The sequence below is a fragment of the Brucepastera parasyntrophica genome (assembly GCF_022376835.1).
Classification (GTDB): domain Bacteria; phylum Spirochaetota; class Spirochaetia; order Treponematales; family Treponemataceae; genus Brucepastera; species Brucepastera parasyntrophica.
The window spans coordinates 1,717,376-1,739,310 of the sequence record NZ_CP084606.1 but is presented as its reverse complement, the minus strand read 5'-3'; the positions used below and the strand labels follow the sequence as shown (position 1 = coordinate 1,739,310).

21 protein-coding genes are annotated in these 21,935 nt (G+C 46.4%); 16 read left to right on the top strand and 5 right to left on the bottom strand.

From position 1 onward, the window contains the following. The first annotated feature begins 162 nt into the window (after nucleotides 1-162). Nucleotides 163-855: an amino acid ABC transporter permease gene (locus K7I13_RS08300; RefSeq protein ID WP_255944810.1), complete on the top strand. Its 693-nt coding sequence runs from the start codon at nucleotides 163-165 to the stop codon at nucleotides 853-855. Beyond that, nucleotides 848-1,600, top strand: coding sequence for an amino acid ABC transporter ATP-binding protein (locus tag K7I13_RS08295; RefSeq protein ID WP_255944809.1), 753 nt, complete (start codon nucleotides 848-850; stop codon nucleotides 1,598-1,600). The genes K7I13_RS08300 and K7I13_RS08295 overlap by 8 nt, the downstream gene beginning before the upstream one ends. Before the next feature lie 19 nt (nucleotides 1,601-1,619). On the opposite strand, the gene K7I13_RS08290 is transcribed toward K7I13_RS08295, so the two are convergent. Next, complete coding sequence (locus tag K7I13_RS08290; protein ID WP_255944808.1) at nucleotides 1,620-2,471, bottom strand: GRP family sugar transporter; 852 nt, start codon at nucleotides 2,469-2,471, stop codon at nucleotides 1,620-1,622. Between the two features lie 399 nt (nucleotides 2,472-2,870). On the opposite strand from K7I13_RS08290, the gene K7I13_RS08285 reads away from it, so the two are divergent. From K7I13_RS08285 to ilvC, 11 genes are all read left to right on the top strand, one after another. Beyond that, the gene (locus tag K7I13_RS08285) at nucleotides 2,871-3,278 is read left to right on the top strand and encodes a hypothetical protein (RefSeq protein ID WP_255944807.1); all 408 of its coding nucleotides are present in this window, start codon (nucleotides 2,871-2,873) and stop codon (nucleotides 3,276-3,278) included. After that, nucleotides 3,203-3,451 carry a hypothetical protein gene (locus tag K7I13_RS08280; RefSeq protein WP_255944806.1) on the top strand — a complete coding sequence of 83 codons (249 nt, stop codon included), beginning with the start codon at nucleotides 3,203-3,205 and terminating at the stop codon, nucleotides 3,449-3,451. Before K7I13_RS08285 ends, K7I13_RS08280 begins: the two co-directional genes overlap by 76 nt. A gap of 243 nt (nucleotides 3,452-3,694) precedes the next feature. Beyond that, a complete protein-coding gene (locus K7I13_RS08275; RefSeq protein WP_255944805.1) occupies nucleotides 3,695-4,576 on the top strand; it encodes a sulfide/dihydroorotate dehydrogenase-like FAD/NAD-binding protein in 882 nt (293 codons plus the stop codon). Then, nucleotides 4,573-6,060 carry an NADPH-dependent glutamate synthase gene (gltA, locus tag K7I13_RS08270; protein WP_255944804.1) on the top strand — a complete coding sequence of 496 codons (1,488 nt, stop codon included), beginning with the start codon at nucleotides 4,573-4,575 and terminating at the stop codon, nucleotides 6,058-6,060. Before K7I13_RS08275 ends, gltA begins: the two co-directional genes overlap by 4 nt. A gap of 532 nt (nucleotides 6,061-6,592) precedes the next feature. Continuing rightward, the gene (gene rsgA, locus K7I13_RS08265) at nucleotides 6,593-7,696 is read left to right on the top strand and encodes a ribosome small subunit-dependent GTPase A (protein WP_255944803.1); all 1,104 of its coding nucleotides are present in this window, start codon (nucleotides 6,593-6,595) and stop codon (nucleotides 7,694-7,696) included. Nucleotides 7,697-7,881: 185 nt separating this feature from the next. Next, on the top strand, nucleotides 7,882-8,382 hold the full coding sequence (locus K7I13_RS08260) for a COG1470 family protein (protein ID WP_255944802.1): 501 nt from the start codon (nucleotides 7,882-7,884) through the stop codon (nucleotides 8,380-8,382). Then, the gene (locus tag K7I13_RS08255; protein ID WP_255944801.1) at nucleotides 8,363-8,758 is read left to right on the top strand and encodes a hypothetical protein; all 396 of its coding nucleotides are present in this window, start codon (nucleotides 8,363-8,365) and stop codon (nucleotides 8,756-8,758) included. Before K7I13_RS08260 ends, K7I13_RS08255 begins: the two co-directional genes overlap by 20 nt. A gap of 148 nt (nucleotides 8,759-8,906) precedes the next feature. Beyond that, entirely contained in the window at nucleotides 8,907-9,635 is a 729-nt protein-coding gene (locus K7I13_RS08250) for an SIMPL domain-containing protein (protein WP_255944800.1), read from the top strand. 282 nt (nucleotides 9,636-9,917) lie between these two features. Next, a complete protein-coding gene (locus tag K7I13_RS08245; protein WP_255944799.1) occupies nucleotides 9,918-11,789 on the top strand; it encodes a methyl-accepting chemotaxis protein in 1,872 nt (623 codons plus the stop codon). Nucleotides 11,790-11,904: 115 nt separating this feature from the next. Continuing rightward, nucleotides 11,905-12,729 carry a hypothetical protein gene (locus tag K7I13_RS08240; RefSeq protein WP_255944798.1) on the top strand — a complete coding sequence of 275 codons (825 nt, stop codon included), beginning with the start codon at nucleotides 11,905-11,907 and terminating at the stop codon, nucleotides 12,727-12,729. 154 nt (nucleotides 12,730-12,883) lie between these two features. Beyond that, on the top strand, nucleotides 12,884-14,353 hold the full coding sequence (gene ilvC / locus K7I13_RS08235; protein ID WP_255944797.1) for a ketol-acid reductoisomerase: 1,470 nt from the start codon (nucleotides 12,884-12,886) through the stop codon (nucleotides 14,351-14,353). Between the two features lie 105 nt (nucleotides 14,354-14,458). Here the strand turns inward: ilvC and metK are convergent, their stop codons facing one another. Next, entirely contained in the window at nucleotides 14,459-15,628 is a 1,170-nt protein-coding gene (metK, locus tag K7I13_RS08230) for a methionine adenosyltransferase (RefSeq protein WP_255944796.1), read from the bottom strand. A gap of 85 nt (nucleotides 15,629-15,713) precedes the next feature. On the opposite strand from metK, the gene K7I13_RS08225 reads away from it, so the two are divergent. Then, nucleotides 15,714-16,022 (top strand): isoamylase early set domain-containing protein, encoded by a 309-nt coding sequence (locus tag K7I13_RS08225; RefSeq protein ID WP_255944795.1) that lies wholly within the window; start codon nucleotides 15,714-15,716, stop codon nucleotides 16,020-16,022. A 98-nt stretch (nucleotides 16,023-16,120) separates the two neighbouring features. Here the strand turns inward: K7I13_RS08225 and K7I13_RS08220 are convergent, their stop codons facing one another. Then, entirely contained in the window at nucleotides 16,121-17,989 is a 1,869-nt protein-coding gene (locus K7I13_RS08220; protein WP_255944794.1) for a methyl-accepting chemotaxis protein, read from the bottom strand. Nucleotides 17,990-18,094: 105 nt separating this feature from the next. Continuing rightward, on the bottom strand, nucleotides 18,095-18,625 hold the full coding sequence (locus tag K7I13_RS08215; protein WP_255944793.1) for a flavodoxin domain-containing protein: 531 nt from the start codon (nucleotides 18,623-18,625) through the stop codon (nucleotides 18,095-18,097). Between the two features lie 303 nt (nucleotides 18,626-18,928). Between K7I13_RS08215 and K7I13_RS08210 the strand changes: the two genes are divergently transcribed. Further along, nucleotides 18,929-19,666 carry a tRNA threonylcarbamoyladenosine dehydratase gene (locus K7I13_RS08210; RefSeq protein WP_255944792.1) on the top strand — a complete coding sequence of 246 codons (738 nt, stop codon included), beginning with the start codon at nucleotides 18,929-18,931 and terminating at the stop codon, nucleotides 19,664-19,666. A gap of 55 nt (nucleotides 19,667-19,721) precedes the next feature. Further along, nucleotides 19,722-20,975, top strand: a complete 1,254-nt coding sequence (locus K7I13_RS08205) for a mechanosensitive ion channel family protein (RefSeq protein WP_255944791.1) — start codon at nucleotides 19,722-19,724, stop codon at nucleotides 20,973-20,975. A 22-nt stretch (nucleotides 20,976-20,997) separates the two neighbouring features. On the opposite strand, the gene K7I13_RS08200 is transcribed toward K7I13_RS08205, so the two are convergent. Next, on the bottom strand, nucleotides 20,998-21,786 hold the full coding sequence (locus K7I13_RS08200; protein WP_255944790.1) for an oxygen-binding di-iron domain-containing protein: 789 nt from the start codon (nucleotides 21,784-21,786) through the stop codon (nucleotides 20,998-21,000). Nucleotides 21,787-21,935 lie beyond the last annotated feature (149 nt).

Here is a 21,935-nt window from a genome sequence, read left to right as displayed (position 1 = left end):
GGTTTTCCTGCGTATTGATGCCGCCTTTATTTACTGTTGCATTACATCAATCTTCCCCTATCATGGTTTTTCTTTCTTTTCAGAGAAAATACCGAAAGAAAACCCGGTTCTTTTTTAAAGAATTCTTCCAAAAGAGTCTGTCATAGAGTATACTTGTGCAATATGAACTTTTCATTTCTCCAGAAATACTGGTCCTATTACCTGATAGGAGCAAAAAATACTGTTCTGCTGGCCATTCTCGCGGTAATATTCGGTGTTTTTCTCGGGATGATACTGGCGGTTTTACGCATCAGCAAAAACCGGGGACTCCGGTTTTTCGGGACAGCCTATGTTGAATTTATCCGGGGCACGCCTCTCCTCGTGCAGCTTTTTATCATTTATTACGGATTGCAGGCTATAGGTATCCGTATTCCGGATGTTCCTTTTATGTCGAAGCTGCTGGGAATCAATTTTGCCGATTTCATGGCCGGCGTTATTACCATGGGCATAAATTCAGCGGCCTATGTCTGTGAAATTTTCCGTTCCGGCATCCAGTCAATCGATAAGGGGCAAAGCGAAGCCGCGCGTTCCCTCGGACTTTCCTACCCGAAAACGCTCGTTTATATCATAATTCCCCAGGCTGTGAGGAATGTGCTTCCCGCGCTGGGAAATGAATTTGTAGTTGTAATCAAAGAGTCATCAATCGTATCGATAATAGGGATTGCGGACCTAATGTATAAGGCGAACACAGTACGGGGAAATACCTTTCAGCCCTTTGAGCCCCTGCTTGTTGCCGCCCTGGTATATTTCATGCTTACTTTCCCGCTTTCAAAATTACTTGCCCATGTGGAACGGAGGATGCGGAGCCATGACTGAAGCAGAAATTCTTGTTACCGTCCGGGGGCTGAAAAAAAGTTTCGGCAAGCTTGACGTCCTGCGCGGAATCGATACCGATATCCGCAAAAGTGAAGTGATGGTTATCATAGGGCCTTCAGGGTCCGGTAAAAGCACCTTTCTCCGCTGCCTCAATCTTCTTGAGATCCCGGATGAGGGCCGGATTTTTTTTGAAGGTACCGAAATAACGGACCGCAAAACCATAAAAAAAAGCGGGCTGGACGCTCACCGCCGCGATATGGGAATGGTGTTCCAGCATTTCAATCTGTTCCCCCATATGGATGTTCTCGAAAATATTGTACTCGCTCCCATGAAAGTAAAAAAACTTCCAAGGGGCGAAGCCGAAGCTATAGCCGAGGAATTGCTCGAACAGGTTGACCTGCTCGATAAAATCCATGCGCATCCCGCCCAGCTTTCAGGCGGTCAAAAACAGCGCATCGCAATTGTCCGGGCCCTTGCGATGCATCCGACCGTTATGCTGTTTGATGAACCGACCAGCGCCCTTGATCCCGAGATGGTTGGGGAAGTTCTGGGGGTAATGAAAAATCTCGCGCAGCAGGGAATGACCATGGCCGTGGTTACCCACGAAATGCGTTTCGCGCGGGAAGTCGGTACACGGGTTCTGTTTATGGACAATGGCCTGATTCTCGAAGAAGGCAATCCCGAAAAAATATTCGGCAATCCCGAACACCAGCGGACAAAAGAGTTTCTCGCAAAAGTAATGTGAAACGGTCCCGGTCCTGCTGTTACAGAAACGCCGTGGCGGCGCTTCCGAGAATAATCAGGCCAAGACCAATGCCGGCCGCGGCCAGCTCAACCCTGGTTTTTTGTTCCCTGAGAATTACAATTCCCCCGATTGTTGAAACAACAACGCATAACTGCGAAAGAACAAACCCCGTCGCGATGCCATTCAGATGGGCCGAAAGAATATAGGCGAGTGCCCCTATTGAAAACAGTACGCCGGACAGCATATTTTTCCAGGAGACAGCGGCCCTGTAAACCGGGGTCTGCCTGCTGAATAGGATATAGATATTGGCCGCTATAAACATTCCCAGAGCCTGGGGAAAAAATATGGCGGTCCCGGCCCTGTCCGTGATTTTGGGAATCGAGCTGTACGCGAGATATCCGAGTGTAGTTAAAACAAGGATCAGTAAGGACTTTTTATCAACTTTACTGACCGGGGTTTTTCTTTTAAGTGAAGTCAGATATATTCCGATGATTACAATCGCCAGCGCGGAAAAGCCTATCAGCTTTTCCTGAATGCCGGGCCATTCGCCGAATACAAACACGCCGATCAGCGAAGTTCCGGTAAGCTGAAGGCCGGTAGATACAGGCATTGTCCCGGATACTCCGAGTCTTGTATAGGCCTGGTATTGTCCCAGCTGTCCGACAACCCACAGGGCTCCGGACAAAAAACTCAGAATAAAAGTCCGCGCTGAAATTACGTGTCTGGTAAAAACAAGCAGCGCGAGCGCAATAATAAGGGTCCCTGCCGTCGTGCCCAGAATTTGATTGGCAGGTTTGCCGCCGGTTTTTGCTATTGAGATCGGAAGGAGCCCCCACGCGAGGGCGGGAATTAAACCTATCAGGATAGCCACAGGATTTCTCCTCACATAAAACTGTTCAGCTTATACAAATATTACTAAATCCTTCCGCCGCTTTCAAGCAATGCGGGCCATCGAGCCTGAATTTCCATAATTTTTATACAGGCTTTTACTGCCGGAATGTGCCTTCAAAACAGCGGCCGGCTTTCCCTGAAGAAATAATGCTGACCGGGTTGGTTTTTTCCGGCTGATACAATACGCCATCGGCTCAGTGTTTTTTTTACCGGAACAATCATATCCTGATACGATAGTGAATACGATAGTCCATCGTATCACCCGGCAGTATCTGCCGAAGATGCCGGAATCAGCTGATAACCTTTCCCACTGCCGTGTCATTGCAAAAACAGCCAAATTCTGCTAGAACGTAGGTATCCTGATTTCTGGAGGATACAGATGAAAAAAATTATCGCGGGATTTGCGGTCCTGTTTTTGTTCTTCTCCTGCGCGACCGTTAAAGAAACCGAGCCGGAAAAAGTTTTTAAATCGGAAAACAAGCGGTCAAACAGGCTCATATATTATTTTGCCGAAAAAAATCCCGGAGAAGAAAAATTCTGCGCCTATATTATTACAAACAGGGATGATATTTCCAGGGTAGAGGAAAGCATGCATGGACTGTTTGTGAATGAGGAGTCCTGGCTTGACGATTTCTGCCCTGTAGCAATTTACGCCGACGGGCAAACCTCAGCAATGGCTGTGTTCAGTCTTCCGGAAGATATAACCGAGGTATGTGTTCTGTTTCACTCGGTAAAAAAACACCGCAGCGGTCCGAAACCAGCCTTTCCTACGCGATTACCCCATTAAATGAAAACAGGGAACAATACTACCTGCTTTCATCCGAGTCAAAAGTTACGGAAATCCCCTATGACGAGATGAAGTCCCTCCTGGAAAAGACCTCCGCGTACGGACAGCCTGCGGGGGGCGGAGGAAAAAGCCAGACCGGGTTTATCGAGGCTCCGTCTGAAATTTTTCCGTAATTCTGTAAATATAGATAAAAGCGCCCTGCGGGCGCCATTGAAAGAATATGGAATTATTTGTAGTATGAGGCGATTTCAAAATGTCAGATTTTGAAATTGGCTCGTATCACAAAAGCGAATAAATACCGGGGAGAATAATAGTCAAATAATCTGAATTATTTGACTATTTCTGATTGTACGTGTTTCTGATATAAAGAATCAGTCAATTTTTTTATATCAGAAACATAAATTAAAGGTGTATATATGCACACTATACTTGAGAAAAAACAATTTTCGGAAGAAGTCTTCTATATGAAAGTAACCGCGCCGGAAATTGCGCGGAACCGAAAGGCCGGACAGTTTGTTCTTGTCCAGATTGATATTGATTACGGAGAACGCATCCCTCTTACCATCGCGGACGCGAACGCGGAGGAAGGGTGGATCGCGCTTGTTTTTCAGACTGTAGGCGCGACAACCCATAAACTTGCCCTGAAAAATCCCGGAGATACCATTGAAGCCATACTCGGGCCGCTGGGAAAGCCGACCCATATTTCGAAAGTCGGAACAGTTGTCTGCGTCGGCGGAGGGATCGGTGTCGCTCCGCTGTATCCCATTGTTCAGGCCTACAAACAGGCCGGCAACCGGGTAATAGTTATCATAGGCGCGAGAACAAAAGACCTGGTAATTTTTGAAGATGAAATGAAGGCAGCCGCGGATGAGGTTATTGTAATGACTGATGACGGTTCTTATGGAAGAAAGGGCCTTGTTACGGAACCCCTGAAGGAAGAGTGCGAAAAAACGCCGAAGCCTGACGAGGTTGTAGTAATAGGACCTCCGGTCATGATGAAATTCTGCGCCGCGACAACAAAGCCTTACGGCATACACACGCTTGCCTCTCTCAATACCATTATGATAGACGGGACCGGCATGTGCGGCGGCTGCCGGGTTACCATAGGCGGAAAAACAAAATTTGTCTGCGTGGATGGTCCAGAATTTGATGCCCATCAGGTTGACTTTGATAATATGATAATGCGCATGAAAGCCTATAAAGACCGTGAAGATATGGAGCACCATAAATGCCATGTCCTGATGCAGGCTGAAAAACTGGGCGACAAAGACGCTACCTCCGCAGGAGCCGGAAAATGAGTCATAAAACGGAATCAGAACTGAAAGAAGAAGCTGAAGCGCTGTGGGCGGACCTGAAGGGAAAAGACCTTACGGTAAAGGAACGTTTGGCCATTCCTCCCCAGGAAATGCCCGCCCGCGATCCCCTCAAACGGGCCCGCGAAATGGGTGAAGTCGCGCTCGGCTACAGTGAGGCTCAAACTCAGGTAGAAGCGGCCCGCTGCCTCGGGTGCAAAAACAGGCCCTGTGTCGCGGGCTGTCCGGTTTCGGTTCCCATTCCTGAATTTATCGCCTGCATCCAGAAGGGAGATTACAAGCAGGCCATTGATACCATTAAAACAACAAATCTTCTTCCCGCGATCTGCGGCCGGGTCTGTCCCCAGGAAAAACAATGCCAGAGTCAGTGTACGGTAGGAAAGTCCCTGAAAGATATGGAAAAGGCCGTCGCCATAGGACGGCTCGAACGCTATGTCGCGGACTGGGAACGTGAACATAATAAAATCACCCAGCCTGAAATAGCGCCGGCCACGGGAAAAAAAGTCGCCGTAATCGGCTCCGGGCCTGCCGGGCTTACCGTTGCGGCCGATGTCCGCCGCAACGGTCATGAGGTCACGGTGTTTGAGGCCTTTCACAAAACCGGCGGCGTTATGGTATACGGGATTCCTGAATTCCGACTTCCGAAAGCGATTGTGGCGAAGGAAGTCGATAATCTTAAAAAAATGGGCGTCAGCTTCCGCACAAACTTCCTTGTGGGAAGAACTGAAACCATAGAAGAATTGCTTGACCGCGAAAATTTTGACGCTGTTTTTATAGGGACCGGCGCAGGTCTGCCGAAATTCCTGAATATTGAAGGTGAAAACCTTATAGGGGTTTTCAGCGCGAATGAATATCTGACGCGGGCAAATCTGATGAAAGCCTATGATACCGAGCGGGCCGCGACGCCGCTGTATCCCGCGAAAACGGTAGCCGTTGTCGGCGGCGGAAATGTCGCCATGGACGCAGCCCGGATGGCGCTGCGTTTGGGCGCGGAAAAAGTATACTGCATTTACCGCCGGACTCGCGCGGAAATGCCCGCGCGCAGGGAAGAAGTTGTCCACGCGGAAGAAGAAGGCGTTGACTTCCTCTATCTCAGAAACCCCACGCGCGTTCTCGGCGGAGAAGACGGCAAAGTTACCGCGATCGAACTCCTTGAGTATGAACTTGGCGAGCCTGACGCATCCGGGCGGCGCAGCCCCGTGGAAAAACCGGGAACCGAATATCAAATCCCTGTTGACGCTGTTATTGTTGCTCTGGGGAATGAGTCAAACCCGCTTATGGCGGCCACAACCGCCGGGCTCGAAGTTACCAAGCGCGGAAATATTGTTGTCGATGAAAACCAGAAAACCAGTCTGAAAAAAGTTTGGGCCGGCGGCGATATTGTGCTTGGCGCTGCAACGGTTATTCTGGCCATGGGCGAGGGCCGTATCGCGGCCGCGAACATCAACAGGTTTCTGGCCGGCGAATAAATCTGCTCTGTTTATTAAAGAAATATATCCATTTTCCCGGACCGCTAACAGCTGGTCCGGCGAAGACGCAAGTCTCTCATTTCTATCACCATAAACACTATATTCCGGAGCTGGCGTTTACACATGATAATGTGTAAACATTCGTGTTTTCACACATTGCTATGTGTAAGAATTACAGCTTTTACACAATACCATGTGTGAAAATACCGGGCAAAACCGGGAAGAGCCGGCAGTCATAATAAGTCGGTTCCGTCCGGGTTTCCCGTTTGACATTCTCCGATAAACACTTTATACTAAGGCTTATTGAAAAATACATTCTGCTTTTATTAAGGAGGAAATTATGACGGCCATTGTGGTGGTTCTCGGTTAAAACCGCATATTGCGGCGGAATTTCTCCTTGTTATTTTTTCCTGTACCGGGAAATTTTCAAACAGAGTAAAATCTCTCGAATATGCGGTTTCTCTTTTCTGCAAAGCCTTTAGCGTAAAGGCCCATCCATGCCCGCGCGGCATGAAAAAAACAGGGGAACACTATGTGTATAGAATTACGGGACTACGGATTTACTCATGAGGAATTTTTCGCGGCTGAAAATTTCCTGAATCAAATAAAATCTGACAATGAAAATTTTATTCCGGGCAGGGTAATTGAAATCCGCAGGAATATGTATAAGGTTATCAGCCGGTACGGAGAAGTCCCGGCGGAACTCGGCGGCGGTTTTTATCACAGCCTCAGGTCCGGCGAGGAATTTCCGGTAACCGGAGATTTTGTTATTCTCAAATATAATCCGGACGGCAGTTCTCTCATCAGCGGTCTTTTACCCAGGCGGTCCAAATTTTCCCGGACCGATTTCGGAGGCCATGCCGAAGGATATGTGAAAAACATCCGGGAACAGGTAACCGCGGCGAATTTCGATTATGTATTTATTCTTTCATCGCTGAACCACGATTTCAATATTAACCGTATTGCCAGATATCTGACCGCTTCGTGGCAGAGCGGGGCTTTTCCGGTAGTGGTCCTGAGCAAACGGGACCTTTGCGATGACCCGGGATCAAAGGAGGCGGAGACAAGGAAGATCGCGAAGAATGTGCCGGTAATTTCCGTGAGCGCCAAAACGGGAGACGGCCTTGATGCCCTGGCGCCTTTTCTTGAGCCGGGGAAAACTATAGTATTTCTCGGCTCTTCGGGCGTTGGAAAATCTTCCCTGCTCAATACCCTTGCGGGAGAGACAGTAATGGATGTGAAGAATATCCGGGGGAATGACAGCAAAGGCCGGCATACCACAACCCACCGGCAGCTTTTCCGGCTGCCGTCCGGTACGCTTGTCATAGACACGCCCGGCCTCCGGGAACTTGGACTCTGGGATTCCCGCGAAGGAATGAGTCTTGCCTTCGCTGAGCTGGAAGAGCTTTTTTCCCGGTGCCGTTTTTCCGACTGCACTCACAGAAGTGAACCGGGCTGCGCCGTTCTTGCGGCGCTCGCGGACGGGAGCCTTTCACCGGAGCAATGGAAAAACTATCAGATACAGCGGAAGGAAACCGCTTTTGTTGAACAGCATTCGTCTTATCTCAAACAAAAGAAGGAAATCCAGAAAACGATAGCCAGGAACGTCCGGCAGATAATGAAAAAAGAAACATAAGAATAGGCCTATTCCCGCCGGACCCCGGCGGGAATTTAATTTCCAGCAATTCGGAAACCAGGTCCGTTTATTTTCTGCTTGAAAATATACCGGTTACCCATTACCATATTAGTTGTAAAGACTGTCCCCGGTAATTGAGGTGACAGCAAACAGCGGATTTTTAAATGAGAACAGGGGTGAAAGTTATGAAACGACTGTTTATACTGCTGGTTTTTGTATCCCTGTGTTTTTCAGCCGGCGCGTCGGAAGAAACCAGGCTGATTATCAACCTGAGTTATCCGAGGACGATCCGGTCAGCAAAACTGGAAGTATTGCAGCTTACCGTCACCAATGACGGAGATACCGCTATAAATAATCTTGAACTGACCGTATCGGAAAATGATGTTTTAAACATCACTCTGGATAATACACGGATAGACAGAATCGGCCCCAGAAAAAGCGCTGTTATAAATATGGAAATATCGGATACGGACCCCCGTTATTTTCCAACAGATAGTATTATAACAATCCGGGCGGCAAGCGGGGAATTTGAAAAAGACCAGACATTCCGGATAACAATCAAGCCCGTGGAATATTTCTGGTTCAGAATAATTATATGTGTTGTTATCGCCCTGGTAATTCTGCTGGCAATAGTATTTATCAGACTGAACAGAGAGGAAACTGAAAATGATAGAGAAAGTACATGAACACATTCTGGACGAATTGAGAATAAACGCCAGGACAGATACAATATTTGTACTGACGGCAATAATAATAAATTTTATAACGCTTGCCATAAATTCGTCGATATCCCACTCAACCGGAAAAGATATTGTTATAATGTTTACGTTTGTATTATTAACGATAGTGGTATGTATTGTTTCGGAGATAGGCCTCATACGGGGAAGACAGGCAAGCAAAAAACTGATTACCGGCCTGATAGAAATGTATGAAGACAATGGCGTTGATAAATATTATAACAGGACTTTGCTGGATAATTACAAATTGCGGTATAATCTGTTTATTATAGTAATACTGGTGACCGGAATACTGTCAATAACAGTCCCTTTTATTGAGCTGTAATAAAAACTGCCGCTTTATCTGTTTTTTATAATTCCGCCACAGGCAAAACATCTGTGTCTGCGGTCCGGCTGAAAAATACAAATAATTACAGGGAATTCCGTGTTAATATAATCATTCAGGATGTATAATACTATCTGTGGAGGATTTTATGAAAAATAACTGTAAGATTTTTGCTGCGGGGATACTGTTTTTTTCACTGCTGTTGGCGGGCTGCGATAAAGCAGCGTCAAATGTAAGTACTGTTTCAGTCTCCGGGACGGGAACGGTATTTGCCCAGCCCGATATGGTCCAAATGCTGGTAACCTTTTCATACGTGGCGCCTACGACCAGAGAAGCGAAACAGGTGGTCGATGGAAAAGTCAAACAGGTTCTGGACATATTAAAAGAATCAAATATAGATGATACAAACATCAAAACAGTAAGCCTGAATTATGATACTGAAACCGAATACCAGAACGGGCGGTCTGTCTGGGTAGGCCAGCGGGCGAGCCAGAGTATTTCAGTAACAGTTAATGATATAAATGCCGATACCGACAGGCTCCCTGCCTTACTGGACAGAATATCCGCTGTTGATACGGTCAGAATAAGCAATGTTTCTTTTGATGTAAAAGAAAAAACCGAATTATTCGAAAAAGCCAGGGAACTGGCTTACCAGAAAGCCTATGAGAAAGCGGTCCAATTCGCGCGGCTTTCCGGCCTCGGTATCGTAAAGGTCCTGACCATTAATGAAGACGCCAATACCAATATATTTTACGGGACCCAGAGCAATATCCAGTATGAAAGGCTTGTAGCGCAGGACGCGGTTCCTTCCAGTCATGTACCGACAGGAGAACAGGAAATAACAACAAAAGTAGCGGTCCAGTTTTTACTGAAATAAAAACCCGCGGAAAGGTATGCGCGGGTCATCTGAATAAACCGCGCATACAGTGTTTCATATTGCACCGGAACCGTCCGGTTCCGGCAATAGTACCCGGAATACATAAATTTGTATAACAACACTTTGTTTTACATTACGCTGTGCCTCTGCGTATTTGAGGCGAATTCCGGTCCGGAGATGCCCGCCGGCTTAAAAAACGCTGGACACCGTTAGAAAAAGGGCATAGACTTAACAATATCCGTTTTAACATGGAAATAATCTTATAGAAGAGGTCTTTTTTTTATGTATAATTCTGTATTTTTGTTTCATCTTGTTATTGCCTTAACCAATATCAGTATTGTACTGATAAATATAGCAACCTTTACGATCTTCCGGAATTTTCAGTCCTTTGACGGGCGGCTCCTGCTTGCGATTGCCGTAAATGGATTATTGTTTCTGGCAGTATCTTTTGTGACCGGCCGTTTTTTTGTAAAAAGGTTTTCAGTCAACTATTCCGAACTGCAGAATAAGCCGGGTGAATATGAGACTGCCCTGAAAAAACTTTCTTCAGTCCCTATAAAAATTTTTCTTCTGATGATACCTTTAACCGCGCTGTATGTCCTGCTTGTTTTTCTTGGCGGGAACCTGTTTTCGATTTATAAATGGATCGGGCTGGCTTTTTTTGGGTTTATTTTTACCTGCAGCATGGTAATCACAACAAATATGTATGCGTTTCTGCAGCAGCTTGTGATGAAAACGCTGCTGAAAAGCAAACTGACTCAATATCCGGCTTCACTGCGTACAAACGGACAGGTGAATTCTTCTGCCTTAACGACCATTTTTATCATGGTTGATACCCTCGTCTTTGCTTTTTCATACGTTTTTCTGCTCATAGATATTGTAGGCGGAAATATCAGCAACATGGATATGACGACCTGGCGGAACTGTTTCGCTCTGGTAACGGTTTTTACTGGGCTTGCAATTATAGCCGTTTTTTCGTTGAGAAAAATGAACAAAATGAATTATGACGCGGTGCTGTCCCAATTCGACGGGCTGACCGAATCTGAAAAAGACCTGACAAAGCGTATTCACATTTCTTCCGTGGATGAACTCGGGAATATTTCCGGAATGATGAATACCTTCTGTGAAAACCTTCAGGCCGGTCTCTCGGAACTGAAAGAAGGACAGGTTCTTTTAAAGGAATCGGGCGTAAAACTGGATGACAGTTCAAAAAATACTGTCGGAAGTCTTGATGATATGTCGGTCCGGGTGAATAAAATCGGGCAGATGTCGCAGCAGCAGCTGCAGAATGTCGCCGATTCATCCGAGGCTATTAGCGTTGTGAGCAACAATATCAATGAGCTGGATACATTAATCGGGCTGCAGTCGGAAAGTATCAGCACGGCGTCCGCGTCCATAGAAGAAATGGTAGAAAATATCAATTCAATAGATAAATCAATTGATGTTATGTATAACGAATTTGAGGCCTTAAACAAGGCTGCCGAATCGGGAAAAACCAAACAGTCGGAAAGCAGCCAGAGTGTCGCGGAAATTGTTGAAAGATCCAAAGCCCTCCAGCAGGCGAACAAGATTATTTCGACTATCGCGGCCCAGACAAATCTTCTGGCAATGAACGCCGCTATTGAAGCGGCCCATGCCGGTGAGGCCGGGAGCGGATTTTCCGTTGTCGCCGACGAAATCAGAAATCTCGCGGAGAATTCTTCCCGTGAATCCCAGAAAATCAACAGTGAACTGAAACTTGTGGAGCAGATAATCCAGAAGATAGTGTCCGCTTCTTCCCTTTCCGTGGAATCTTTTTCCCTTGTTGCCGAAAAAATCGATAGTACCAAGAATCTTGTACTCGAAGTAACCAAGGCCATAGATGAACAGCAAACCGGCGCGAGACAGACTATGGAATCCCTGAAAGATATGAATGATATTACGGGCAGGGTAAAAACCAGCGCGGCGGGTATGAATGCCGGAAGCACCACAATACTTAAGGAAATCGAGCAGCTTACCGCAGCGTCAAATGAGGTGCATTCCAGCGTTGACGGAATCGTAAGCCGAATCGGGGATATACATAATACGGCTCATGGCGTGTCAGAGCTTGCCGCGGAAAACCAGAAAACAATAGATAAAATGGACAGGGCTATAAACGAATTTACGATAGAGTAAAAAACGCGCAGTGTTGTCCTATAATCAAGGTCTCTTTTAAAAGGTAAAGCCCTTTATAATGTAAAAATATATATAAAGCATTGGGTTTTTGCCGAAAACATGGTAAATTTTCCTTATGAAAAGAAAAGTAATACTGATATTTACTGTTATTTTCTTTTGCGCAAATACGGGCATCTATGCCCAGCTCGGCAAATTCAAGGAAGATGTGGAAGCGGCTGAAAGCAAGAGTGAAAGTAAAAAAGAAGACAAGGACGAAAAAGAGGCGACAAAAAGCAGTTCTTCAGACAGCAGCTCATCTTCGGGAATGTTTGAGTTATTCTTTTCTCTCTGGTTTTTAACTAACGGAGGGGTAACCTATGGCGAATATCCCCACCATTCAAATAAATTTGTGTATATGGGCCTGCCGGAAACCTATAATATATCCGCGCAGGGAACCATGCAAAAGAAAAAAAATCACTGGTTTTCCACTGAAATTCAGGGTTTTTATATGAATAATCTGGGATATGGCCCCTGGGCTTCATTTCAGGGAAGTATTTTCAGGTTTTTCGGACCCTATCTTGAGGCCGCAATGGTGATGGACGGCGAAGACTATCTCGGCATATTCCGTCTCGGAGGAACCCTTTCCCTTCTCCAGACCAATCCCTTCAGTCTGAGCGTGTACGGCGAATGGCTGGTCTGGCGCGGCATTATGGAGAGGAGCGGCGGAGCCTTCGGCCTTAAAATGCGTTCATATCTGATTAAATACATCGTGCTGGACGCCAGGCTGGGTATACAGATATTTGAATATTTTTATATAAATGAAATGGAATTTAAAATCGGGGTTATGCTGAACCGGTGGGAAATTTCTGCCGGCTGGCGCTTCTGGAATATGTATACAGACGGGAATGATCTGGTCGAGAGATATAACGGACCTTTTGTGGGTGTGGGAGTCTATTTCTGACAAACTGGTCCGGCTGCCTGTTTTCCGGTAAAAATACATCTTTTCCTCACTATTGCCCGCGGACATTGCTTTAAAGGCCGCGAATGTTTATTATAACTATCTGGTTTTATTTCTGAAATTGTTCAAAATATATATGTACAGGAGATGATAATAAATGAATTATTTTAACTCGATTCCCTGGCGGGAAGCCTTAATGCAGCTCGGCCATTGCAGATTTATGGATAAGAATGAATTTTCTGACGGAACAGCCGCCCTCAAGGGGAAAAAGATTGTTATTATAGGCTGCGGCGCGCAGGGCCTCAATCAGGGGCTGAATCTCCGCGATTCAGGCCTGGATGTCAGCTACGCGCTCCGGAGCGAAGCCATATCGGAAAAACGCGCCAGCTGGAAAAACGCAACCGAAAGCGGGTTTAAAGTAGGGACCTATGAAGAACTGATACCTTCAGCCGATCTGGTCGGGAATCTTACGCCCGATAAACAGCATACCAATGTTATAGAATCGGTTATGCCCCTTATGAAAAAGGGTTCTTCACTCTGGTACAGTCACGGATTCAATATTGTCGAGGAAGGCATGCAAATCCGCAAGGATATTACCGTAGTAATGATGGCTCCCAAAGGGCCGGGTTCCGAGGTAAGGGTAGAATACAGCCGAGGTTTCGGAATACCTACGCTTATAGCGGTCCATCCGGAAAATGATCCCGAAGGAAAGGGCTGGGCCATCGCGAAGGCTCTTGCAGTCGGTACGGGCGGAAGCCGGGCCGGTGTTCTTGAATCAAGCTTTATCGCCGAAGTAAAATCGGACCTTATGGGTGAACAGACCATTCTGTGCGGAATGCTCCAGACCGGTTCTCTTCTGTGCTTTGATAAAATGGTTGAAAAAGGCGTGGATAAAAACTATGCAGCAAAATTCATCCAGTATGGCTGGGAAACCATTACCGAGGCCCTGAAATGGGGCGGTATTACAGGCATGATGGACCGGCTCGCGAACCCCGCCAAACTGAGAGCCCACGCGCTGTCTGTTGAACTTAAAAAAATAATGACACCCCTGTATCAGAAACACCAGGATGATATTATCTCGGGTGAATTCAGCAGGGTTATGATGGAAGACTGGAAAAATAATGATATCAATCTTCTGACCTGGCGCGAGGAAACGGGAAAAACAGCCTTCGAACAGACGCCCGCCGGGGATATGTCCATTTCCGAACAGGAATATTTTGACAATGGCATTCTGATGGCAGCCATGGTAAAGGCCGGCGTCGAACTCGCGTTTGAAACCATGGTTTCCGCGGGAATCAAGGCCGAATCAGCTTATTATGAATCCCTGCACGAAGTGCCTCTTATCGCAAATCTTATCAGCCGGAAAAAGCTGTATGAAATGAACAAGGTTATTTCCGATACCGCGGAATACGGCTGCTATCTTTTTGATAATGCCTGCCGGCCCCTTCTCGCGGATTTTATGAAAACCGTTGATACCGATATTATCGGAAAAGGCCTCGCACAGAAGGATTTTTCAGTTTCAAACCAGGAACTTGTCCGGGTGAATGAGGAAATCCGCACCCATCCGGTTGAAATTGTCGGGAAAAAACTGCGGGCTTATATGACCGCAATGAAAGCCGTTATCTGATAAATCCATACGATGGAGTATCGTATATACGATGCGCCATCGTATTAAGCCCGCGAACAATTCCGCGGAAGAACGAAATACCCTGCTGCTTTGCGGCGGGGTATTTTATTTTACCGCTTTTTTCAGGGCTTCAGCCATGTCGGTTTTTTCCCACGGAAACTGGGACCGGCCGAAATGACCGTAGGCCGCCGTTTCCTGATATATGGGTCTGCATAAATCAAGCTTTTTGATAATCCCCGCGGGGGAAAGATCAAATACTTCGGTTACTGCCGCGGTTATGGCCTCTTCTTCAATTGTTCCTGTTCCGAAAGTATCAACCATAACGGAAACAGGGTAGGGAACGCCGATGGCATAGGCGACCTGAATTTCGCAGCGTTCGGCGAAACCGGCGGCCACAATATTTTTTGCTACGTACCGCGCCATATAAGCCGCGGACCGGTCTACCTTGGAAGGGTCTTTTCCGGAAAACGCCCCGCCGCCGTGCCTGCCCATGCCTCCGTAGGTGTCCACAATAATTTTCCGTCCGGTAAGGCCGGTGTCCCCGAAGGGCCCTCCGATAACAAAACGTCCTGTAGGATTTATAAAGAATTTTGTTTTTTCATCCAGAAGTCCGGACGGTTCAAGGACCGGTTTTATGATTTGCCCTATAAGACTTTCCCTTATTGTTTCATAGGGAATGTCGTCGTCATGCTGATGTGAAATAACTACGGTATCAATGCGCAGGGGCCGGTGTCCCTCATATTCAACGGTAACCTGACTTTTTGCGTCGGGCCGGAGCCATTCCAGTTTTTTTGTTTTTCGCAGGGCTGCCGCCTCCCTGAGAAGGGCGTGGGCAAACATAATCGGGGCGGGCATAAGTTCGGGAGTTTCAGTACAGGCAAAGCCGAACATCATCCCCTGGTCGCCCGCGCCCTGCATGCCCTTGAATTCCTGGAGGCCGGTGCCGCTGACCCCCTGGTTTATGTCGGGAGACTGAGCATGGATCATATTCAGAACAGCCATGGAATTATAATCAAGTCCGTATTCCGAGTCGGTATATCCTATGTCCCGGGCAATGTTCCGGGCGACTCCCAGAACATCGACAAAAGTTGAGGTGGTAATCTCTCCGCCTATGAGTACCAGCGCTGTTGATGCGTAGGTTTCACAGGCGACATGACTCGCGGGATCATCGCGGAGGCACGCGTCAAGAATTGCGTCCGAGATCTGATCGCATAGTTTGTCCGGATGGCCTTCTCCGACGGACTCTGATGTAAAAAAATGGCGTCCAGTATTCATTTATTTTGCTCCATCTATTGAACGTTGTTATAATATATAATACATTATACTAATAATATAATAAGAAAAAAACAGAGGAGAGACAATGGCACTCTATAAAACATATTCGAAGAAGAAAGACACCTGTACGGTGACGTTTGAATTACCGTCCGAGGCTACCATGGGCGTAAAAAAAGTCGCCCTTGTAGGCGATTTCAATAACTGGGACAATACCTCGGATATCCTTACGCAGAATAAGGACGGCTTGTATTCAATTACCCTGAAACTTGAAGCCGGCAGGGAATATCAGTTCCGTTATCTGATGGATGAATCCCGCTGGGAAAACGATTGGGCCGCCGACAAGTACCTGCCTTCATCTTACGGAAACGCGGACAACTCTGTAGTTATCGTATAAGCCTGGGGCGGAAAACTCCGGAAATAAGGCACTCATTGGTTACAAAAAAACCCCGGATAAATTCCGGGGTTTTTTATTATAAAACAGGCTGTTCCGTATTAATCAATCTTAAAGCTGTTAATTGTTTTTGCCAGCTGCGCGATCGCGTCCTGGTTCTTTTCAGCCTGGGAAGAAACCTTTTGGGCTTCGGTATTGATATTATGCAGCCCGCCGAGCATCTCGTCCATGTTGGTATAAATGTCCTGGGCGGAACTCTGCAGGTTATTCATTTCAGTCATTATTGTGGTATTTCCCGTACTCATTTCCTTTGATCCGGTTTGCACCTGTGACGTGATTTCATTCATCTGCTTCAGGGCGTCCAGTATCTGCGAAGCCCCGTCACTCTGTTCGGAGACCGCGTTCTGGACTTCCAGCACCAGAGAATCGGTGGCGGTAATCAGCTCGGTAACCAGCTTGTTGGCGTTTTCCGAAGTTTTCGCGTTCTGCACTACTTCATCAATTGCTTTTTCAACCTGTTTCAGTTCGGTGCTGATTGCCTTGGATTCGTCCGCGGAGGTTTCCGCGAGCCGGCGGATTTCGTCCGCGACAACGGAAAATCCCTTTCCCGCCTCTCCGGCATGGGCCGCTTCGATGGCCGCGTTCATGGCAAGCAGATTTGTCTGTCCTGCAATGGTAGTGATTATTTTATTTGCTTCCTGCAGGGCCTTTGAACGTTCAGCTATATTATTAATGCGCTTGGAATTTTCCGCCTGCATGCTGCTGCTCTGCTGGACTGACGAATTAAGCTCCATAAACTGTTCTGTCATTTTTTTCATGACATTGCTGATTGATCTGATATTGCCGACCATTTGCTCGACCGAAGCGGACGCTTCCGTTACGCTCGCGGACTGGTTCATAATAACCCGATCCATGGATTCGATGTTCTGGGTAATTTCGGTCACCGCGGTTGAAGACTCCGCGACGCTGTTGAGCTGGTTTTTCGTTTTTATCCGGACTGTATCCACACCCGAAGAAATCTGCTGCAGGGTGGTAGACATTCCGCCGGCACTCTGTTTGAGTTCATCTCCGGAATTTATCAGAAACTGCTGCGCGTCTTTGGTTTCGCGCAGGCCGTCCGCGAGGTTGATACAGAACGCGTTAACCATACCGCCCATAGTTCCCAATTCGTCAACCGATCCGATATAAACCCGGTTCGAGATATCCTTTTCGGCTGCGGACAAGCCCTCAAGCTGTACAATGATTGAAGAAAAAAGTATGCCGGTACTGTGCCTCAGAAAGTATGAAAGACTCTGGCTTAAAAAATAAAACAATCCCAGGAATACAATGATAAATACCCAGGCTTTGGTGTCCATATTCTGGACATCGCCGCCGTTTTTGGTAATTATCAGGAAGGGAAGCGAAAATCCGAATAATATGGCGGTCAGCGTTGTGGAAACCGGATATATGAACTGCTTTGTCGCCTGCCTGCCTTCCCTGAGGTCCCGGGGATAATGGGTAAGTTTTTGCGCAAGCAGGGTTTTTGTTACAAGCCGGTCCGTGATTATGTATACGAAGTTGGCCGCGAGCAGTCCGTATGACAGATTCGCGAAAAACAGGGGCAGATCAATATACAGTTTTCTTTCCCCCGCGCCCATCAGGAAGTATACAATTACCAGATACAGAAGGGTAAAAACGAGAAAATATATAACAGCCTTGAAGGGAACATTTCCGAGGGCTTTGAGCTCGGCGGCGTATTCTTCATCGGAAATTCCGGGCTTTTTAAAATCAAAATTATAGTGTTTGGCTGATAGTCCGAGCAGAAAGTTCAGCGATACAATAAAAATAATACTTCCGATTATAATACTCGGCATTAATCTGGTTGTTTGTCCTTCATACTCAAATAATACGAAAAAAATACTGCTCGTTATTATAACAAGCAGACTTCCGATAAGTACAAAAATGCGAAATTCGATGTCCTTGCGTTTCACTTGTCTTCTCCTGGGAATCATTACGTAATAATGGGAAATACCTGTTTTGGTATACCCCGGAATATATGTGTTTAAAATCTTAAATAAAGATTTATAGTATTATACTCAGTTTTTCGCGGCCTCTACTATAGGTTTGATAAAGTCCCTGTTCAGGGAAATGGTATTTTGCCCGAATGTATCAATCATATACTGCATTTGTGCGTTCCGTTCTTCCGGCGGCTTTTTTTTGAAGGAAGAAACCAGTATTTTCATGAGGGTCCGGTCAAAAAAATTCATCGCGGAATAGTTCAAGGCCCCGTGAAGATGGAAAAAGGTTATTGAATTCCACATTTCCGGCGGGAAGTTTTCTTTTTTCATTTTTTCGACCGTTTCTTCATTATCAAAAGAGGCGCCCACTGAAAAAACGATCAGTTTTTTTGTTTTTAACGCCTCAAAGTTTTTTTTCAGAAATGAAATACCCGAAACCTGTCCCGCGTACAGCCCTCCGCCAATTATTAGTGTTTCATAATCAGCCAGCTGCGCCGCTGTCACTTTGGGGAGTACGAAAAGGTCTCCCTGTGTTTCTTCCGCTATCCATTCCGCGTATTGTCTGGTGCTTCCGTATTTTGACTTGTAAAGAATCGCACACTTTGCCATATTGTATCCCCCATTCCAATATTTTTTTATATATATAAGAAAATATAATGTACAAAAAAAGTGAGGTCAATGTTTATTTGATTATAATTGCAATAAAAGCCCCCGCGGCAAAGCAGCGGGGGCTTTTGTTCTCCCGTGGAATTGGTCTCGGCTTTAATACCATGAAGCCTATAAAAACTAAATTTTTATAGGCTTTTATAAAAAATGCCGCGGGACAGCGGGTACTAAACCCTCGCCACGAATAAATGGAATTTCATTGAAAAACCTGCGTTTTAATAGTATTTTATTTTCGGAGCAGATAATATGGATAACCAATTTTCACGCAGTGAATTACTTCTCGGGCCTGAATCCACCGGGATTCTTGCCGGCAAAACCGTCGCGGTTTTCGGCATAGGCGGGGTCGGGTCATTTGCGGCCGAGGCCCTTGCCAGGAGCGGTATCGGAAATTTTGTACTGGTTGACAATGATATTGTCAGCCTGAGCAATATAAACAGGCAGATAATTGCCCTTCACAGTACGCTGGACAGGCCCAAAGTTGATGTAATGCGTGAACGGATTCTTGATATTAACCCCGCCGCACAGGTAACGGCGCTCCAGCTTTTTTATAAAGAGGAAACAGCGAATGCTTTTGATTTTTCCGGCTTTTCATATATACTTGACTGTATAGATACTGTCTCTTCAAAGCTCCTTCTGATCCAGGAGGCTGAACGGTATAATATTCCCCTGATCAGCACTATGGGGACCGGCAATAAACTGGATCCGACCCGGCTTGAATTTGCCGATATCAAGGAAACCGGGACCTGTCCTCTGGCCAGGATAATGAGACGGGAACTGAAAAAACGGGGAATAAAAAAGCTGACCGTGCTTTATTCGCGCGAAGATCCGCTGCGGCCCCACCAGGACGGGGATGTGCAGGAAGCTGACTGTGATATGTCTATGGTTCCGGGGAAAAGGACAATTCCGGGCAGTGTACCCTTTGTTCCGCCGGCCGCCGGGTTAATGATTGCCGGAAAGGTTGTCACGGACTTGCTGAAAAAATAAAATACCTCGCCGCGAATAAGACAGGCCGTATTTTACTGGAGGTTTCCGCAAAGTTATGGTTCAGGCCCTTGAGCAGTTATTTTTACGCTGGAATCTCGATAGCACATGGGCAAGCGTCCTGGCTTACGGCATAAATTCCGTATTAATTGCCGGGATAAGTTCTCTCATTCTTTTTCTGATTTATCTGTTCATTCTTAAACCGTCCCTCCGTCATGTAAAAGACGGGAAGCACCACTGGATCAGTATTCTGCGCGAAAGCAAGGTCTTTCACTATTTATTCTGGCTGGTACCCATCCTTATTCTGCGTATTTATGCGAATTCCTTTCCGGTTTATGCCGAGCAGGTCCAGAAAGTCCTGTTTATCTGCATTGAGGTAATGATTCTCCTGACCCTGAACGCGATAATCAATGCGGTAGATTCCCTGTATCTGACTTTTGAAATTTCAAAAAAGAAGCCTATCAAGGGACTTCTTCAGGTTATGAAAATTATTCTGGCCATTGTGGGGACCATTCTTATTCTGGCGGAAGTTCTTGATAAAAGTCCGGCCATTCTTCTCGGCGGTCTCGGCGCACTGACCGCCTTTTTGACTATTGTTTTTAAGGATACGCTTCTCGGCTTTGTCGCGGGGGTCCAGATCGCGACAAATGATATTGTCCGTATCGGCGATTGGATAGAAATGCCGAAATACGAAGCCAATGGCGATGTTATCGAAATTGCCCTGAATATCGTAAAAGTCCGGAATTTTGACCGGACCATAACAACAATCCCGGCCTATGCCCTTATTTCCGAGTCTTTTAAAAACTGGCGCGGAATGGAGTCTTCCGGAGGCCGGCGGATCAAGAGGGTGTTATATCTTGATATAAACAGCGTTTCGTTCTGTACGGATGAAATGCTTGACAGCTTTGAGCATATTGCCCTTATACGGGATTATGTCCGGAGCAAACGGCAGGAGATTGCCGAATATAACCTGAGTATCCAGGCGGACGCCGCGAGCCCGGTAAACGGCAGGCACTTAACCAATATTGGTACTTTCCGCATGTATATTAAGACATATCTGCAGCAGCACCCGGGAATCCATCAGGGCATGACGCTTCTTGTCCGCCAGCTGCCTACCGAAGGAAGGGGCGTTCCGCTTGAGGTATATGCCTTTACCAATGATACCCGCTGGGTGCGGTACGAAGATATTCAGTCGGATATTTTCGACCATCTTTTTGCCGTCGCGCCGCAATTCGGACTCCGCATTTTCCAGGAATTGACCGGATTTGATGTCCGTGATGGAAGCGATGCGCTTATACACCGGGAAAACTGAAAACGTTTACAAGTTCTGATTTTCAGAAATAGTATTCGTACAGGCCGAGATCGGAACCGCACTTCAGTTCTGACAGCCAGTCAAGAAAACGCCCTACCGTATCGCCGCGGTATATCGGACTGTGCAGGGGAGCGATCATTTCAGGCTCGATATGCCGGATTTTTTCGCACCAGTTCCTGACAACCGTATTCGAAGCCATATACCGGGTATGAAATGGTTCAATGTATTTGAGATGGTCCTGGAAATTTTCCACAAAAAGGGGCCGTGAACAGTCATCAACAAGCGCGGTCCCTACGTCAGTGCTGTACAGGATTTTTGATCTTTTGTCATACAGGCTGAACTGTCCCGGCGAGTGCATAAAGTGGGTCGGTATACAGAGCAATTCATTGCCTGATTCCTGTCTGATGGCCAGACCGTTGTCCGGAATAGTAATAACCCGGTCGCTGTCAAAAATCCCGAAATGCGGTAAAAACCGCACCCATAATGCCGAAATATATACTTTCGCGTCCGTAGCCTTAAGCCAGCGGCTTATTCCAGACAATACATCAGGGTCCTGATGGGAAAAGAAAATGGAATTTATCTGTTTAATGGGAATATATTGTTCTATTGCCGCGGAAATTTGCGGAAAATACCGTGTGTCTCCCGGATCGAGCAGCATTCCCTCATCATTGTCTATGATAAGATACAGAATCGTTTTAACCGAACCGTCACAGTTTTTTGATTCGGTCCCGAACCAGATAAAAGAATGTTCCTGGTCGGCATAGAGAATTTTAGTTAAAACGACTTCTTTTTTGCGAGAAATTTGCTTCATTATCTTAGAATGTAAGAAAATGTTGACGAATAGTCAAATTTTCATAAAATTATCATAAATAGGTATTAATTGTAGAAAATTGAGCCATTTCGCAGAGTTTTTTGGTTATCTGCGGTGTTTCGCGAAAATCCGGCGGATATACTGATACT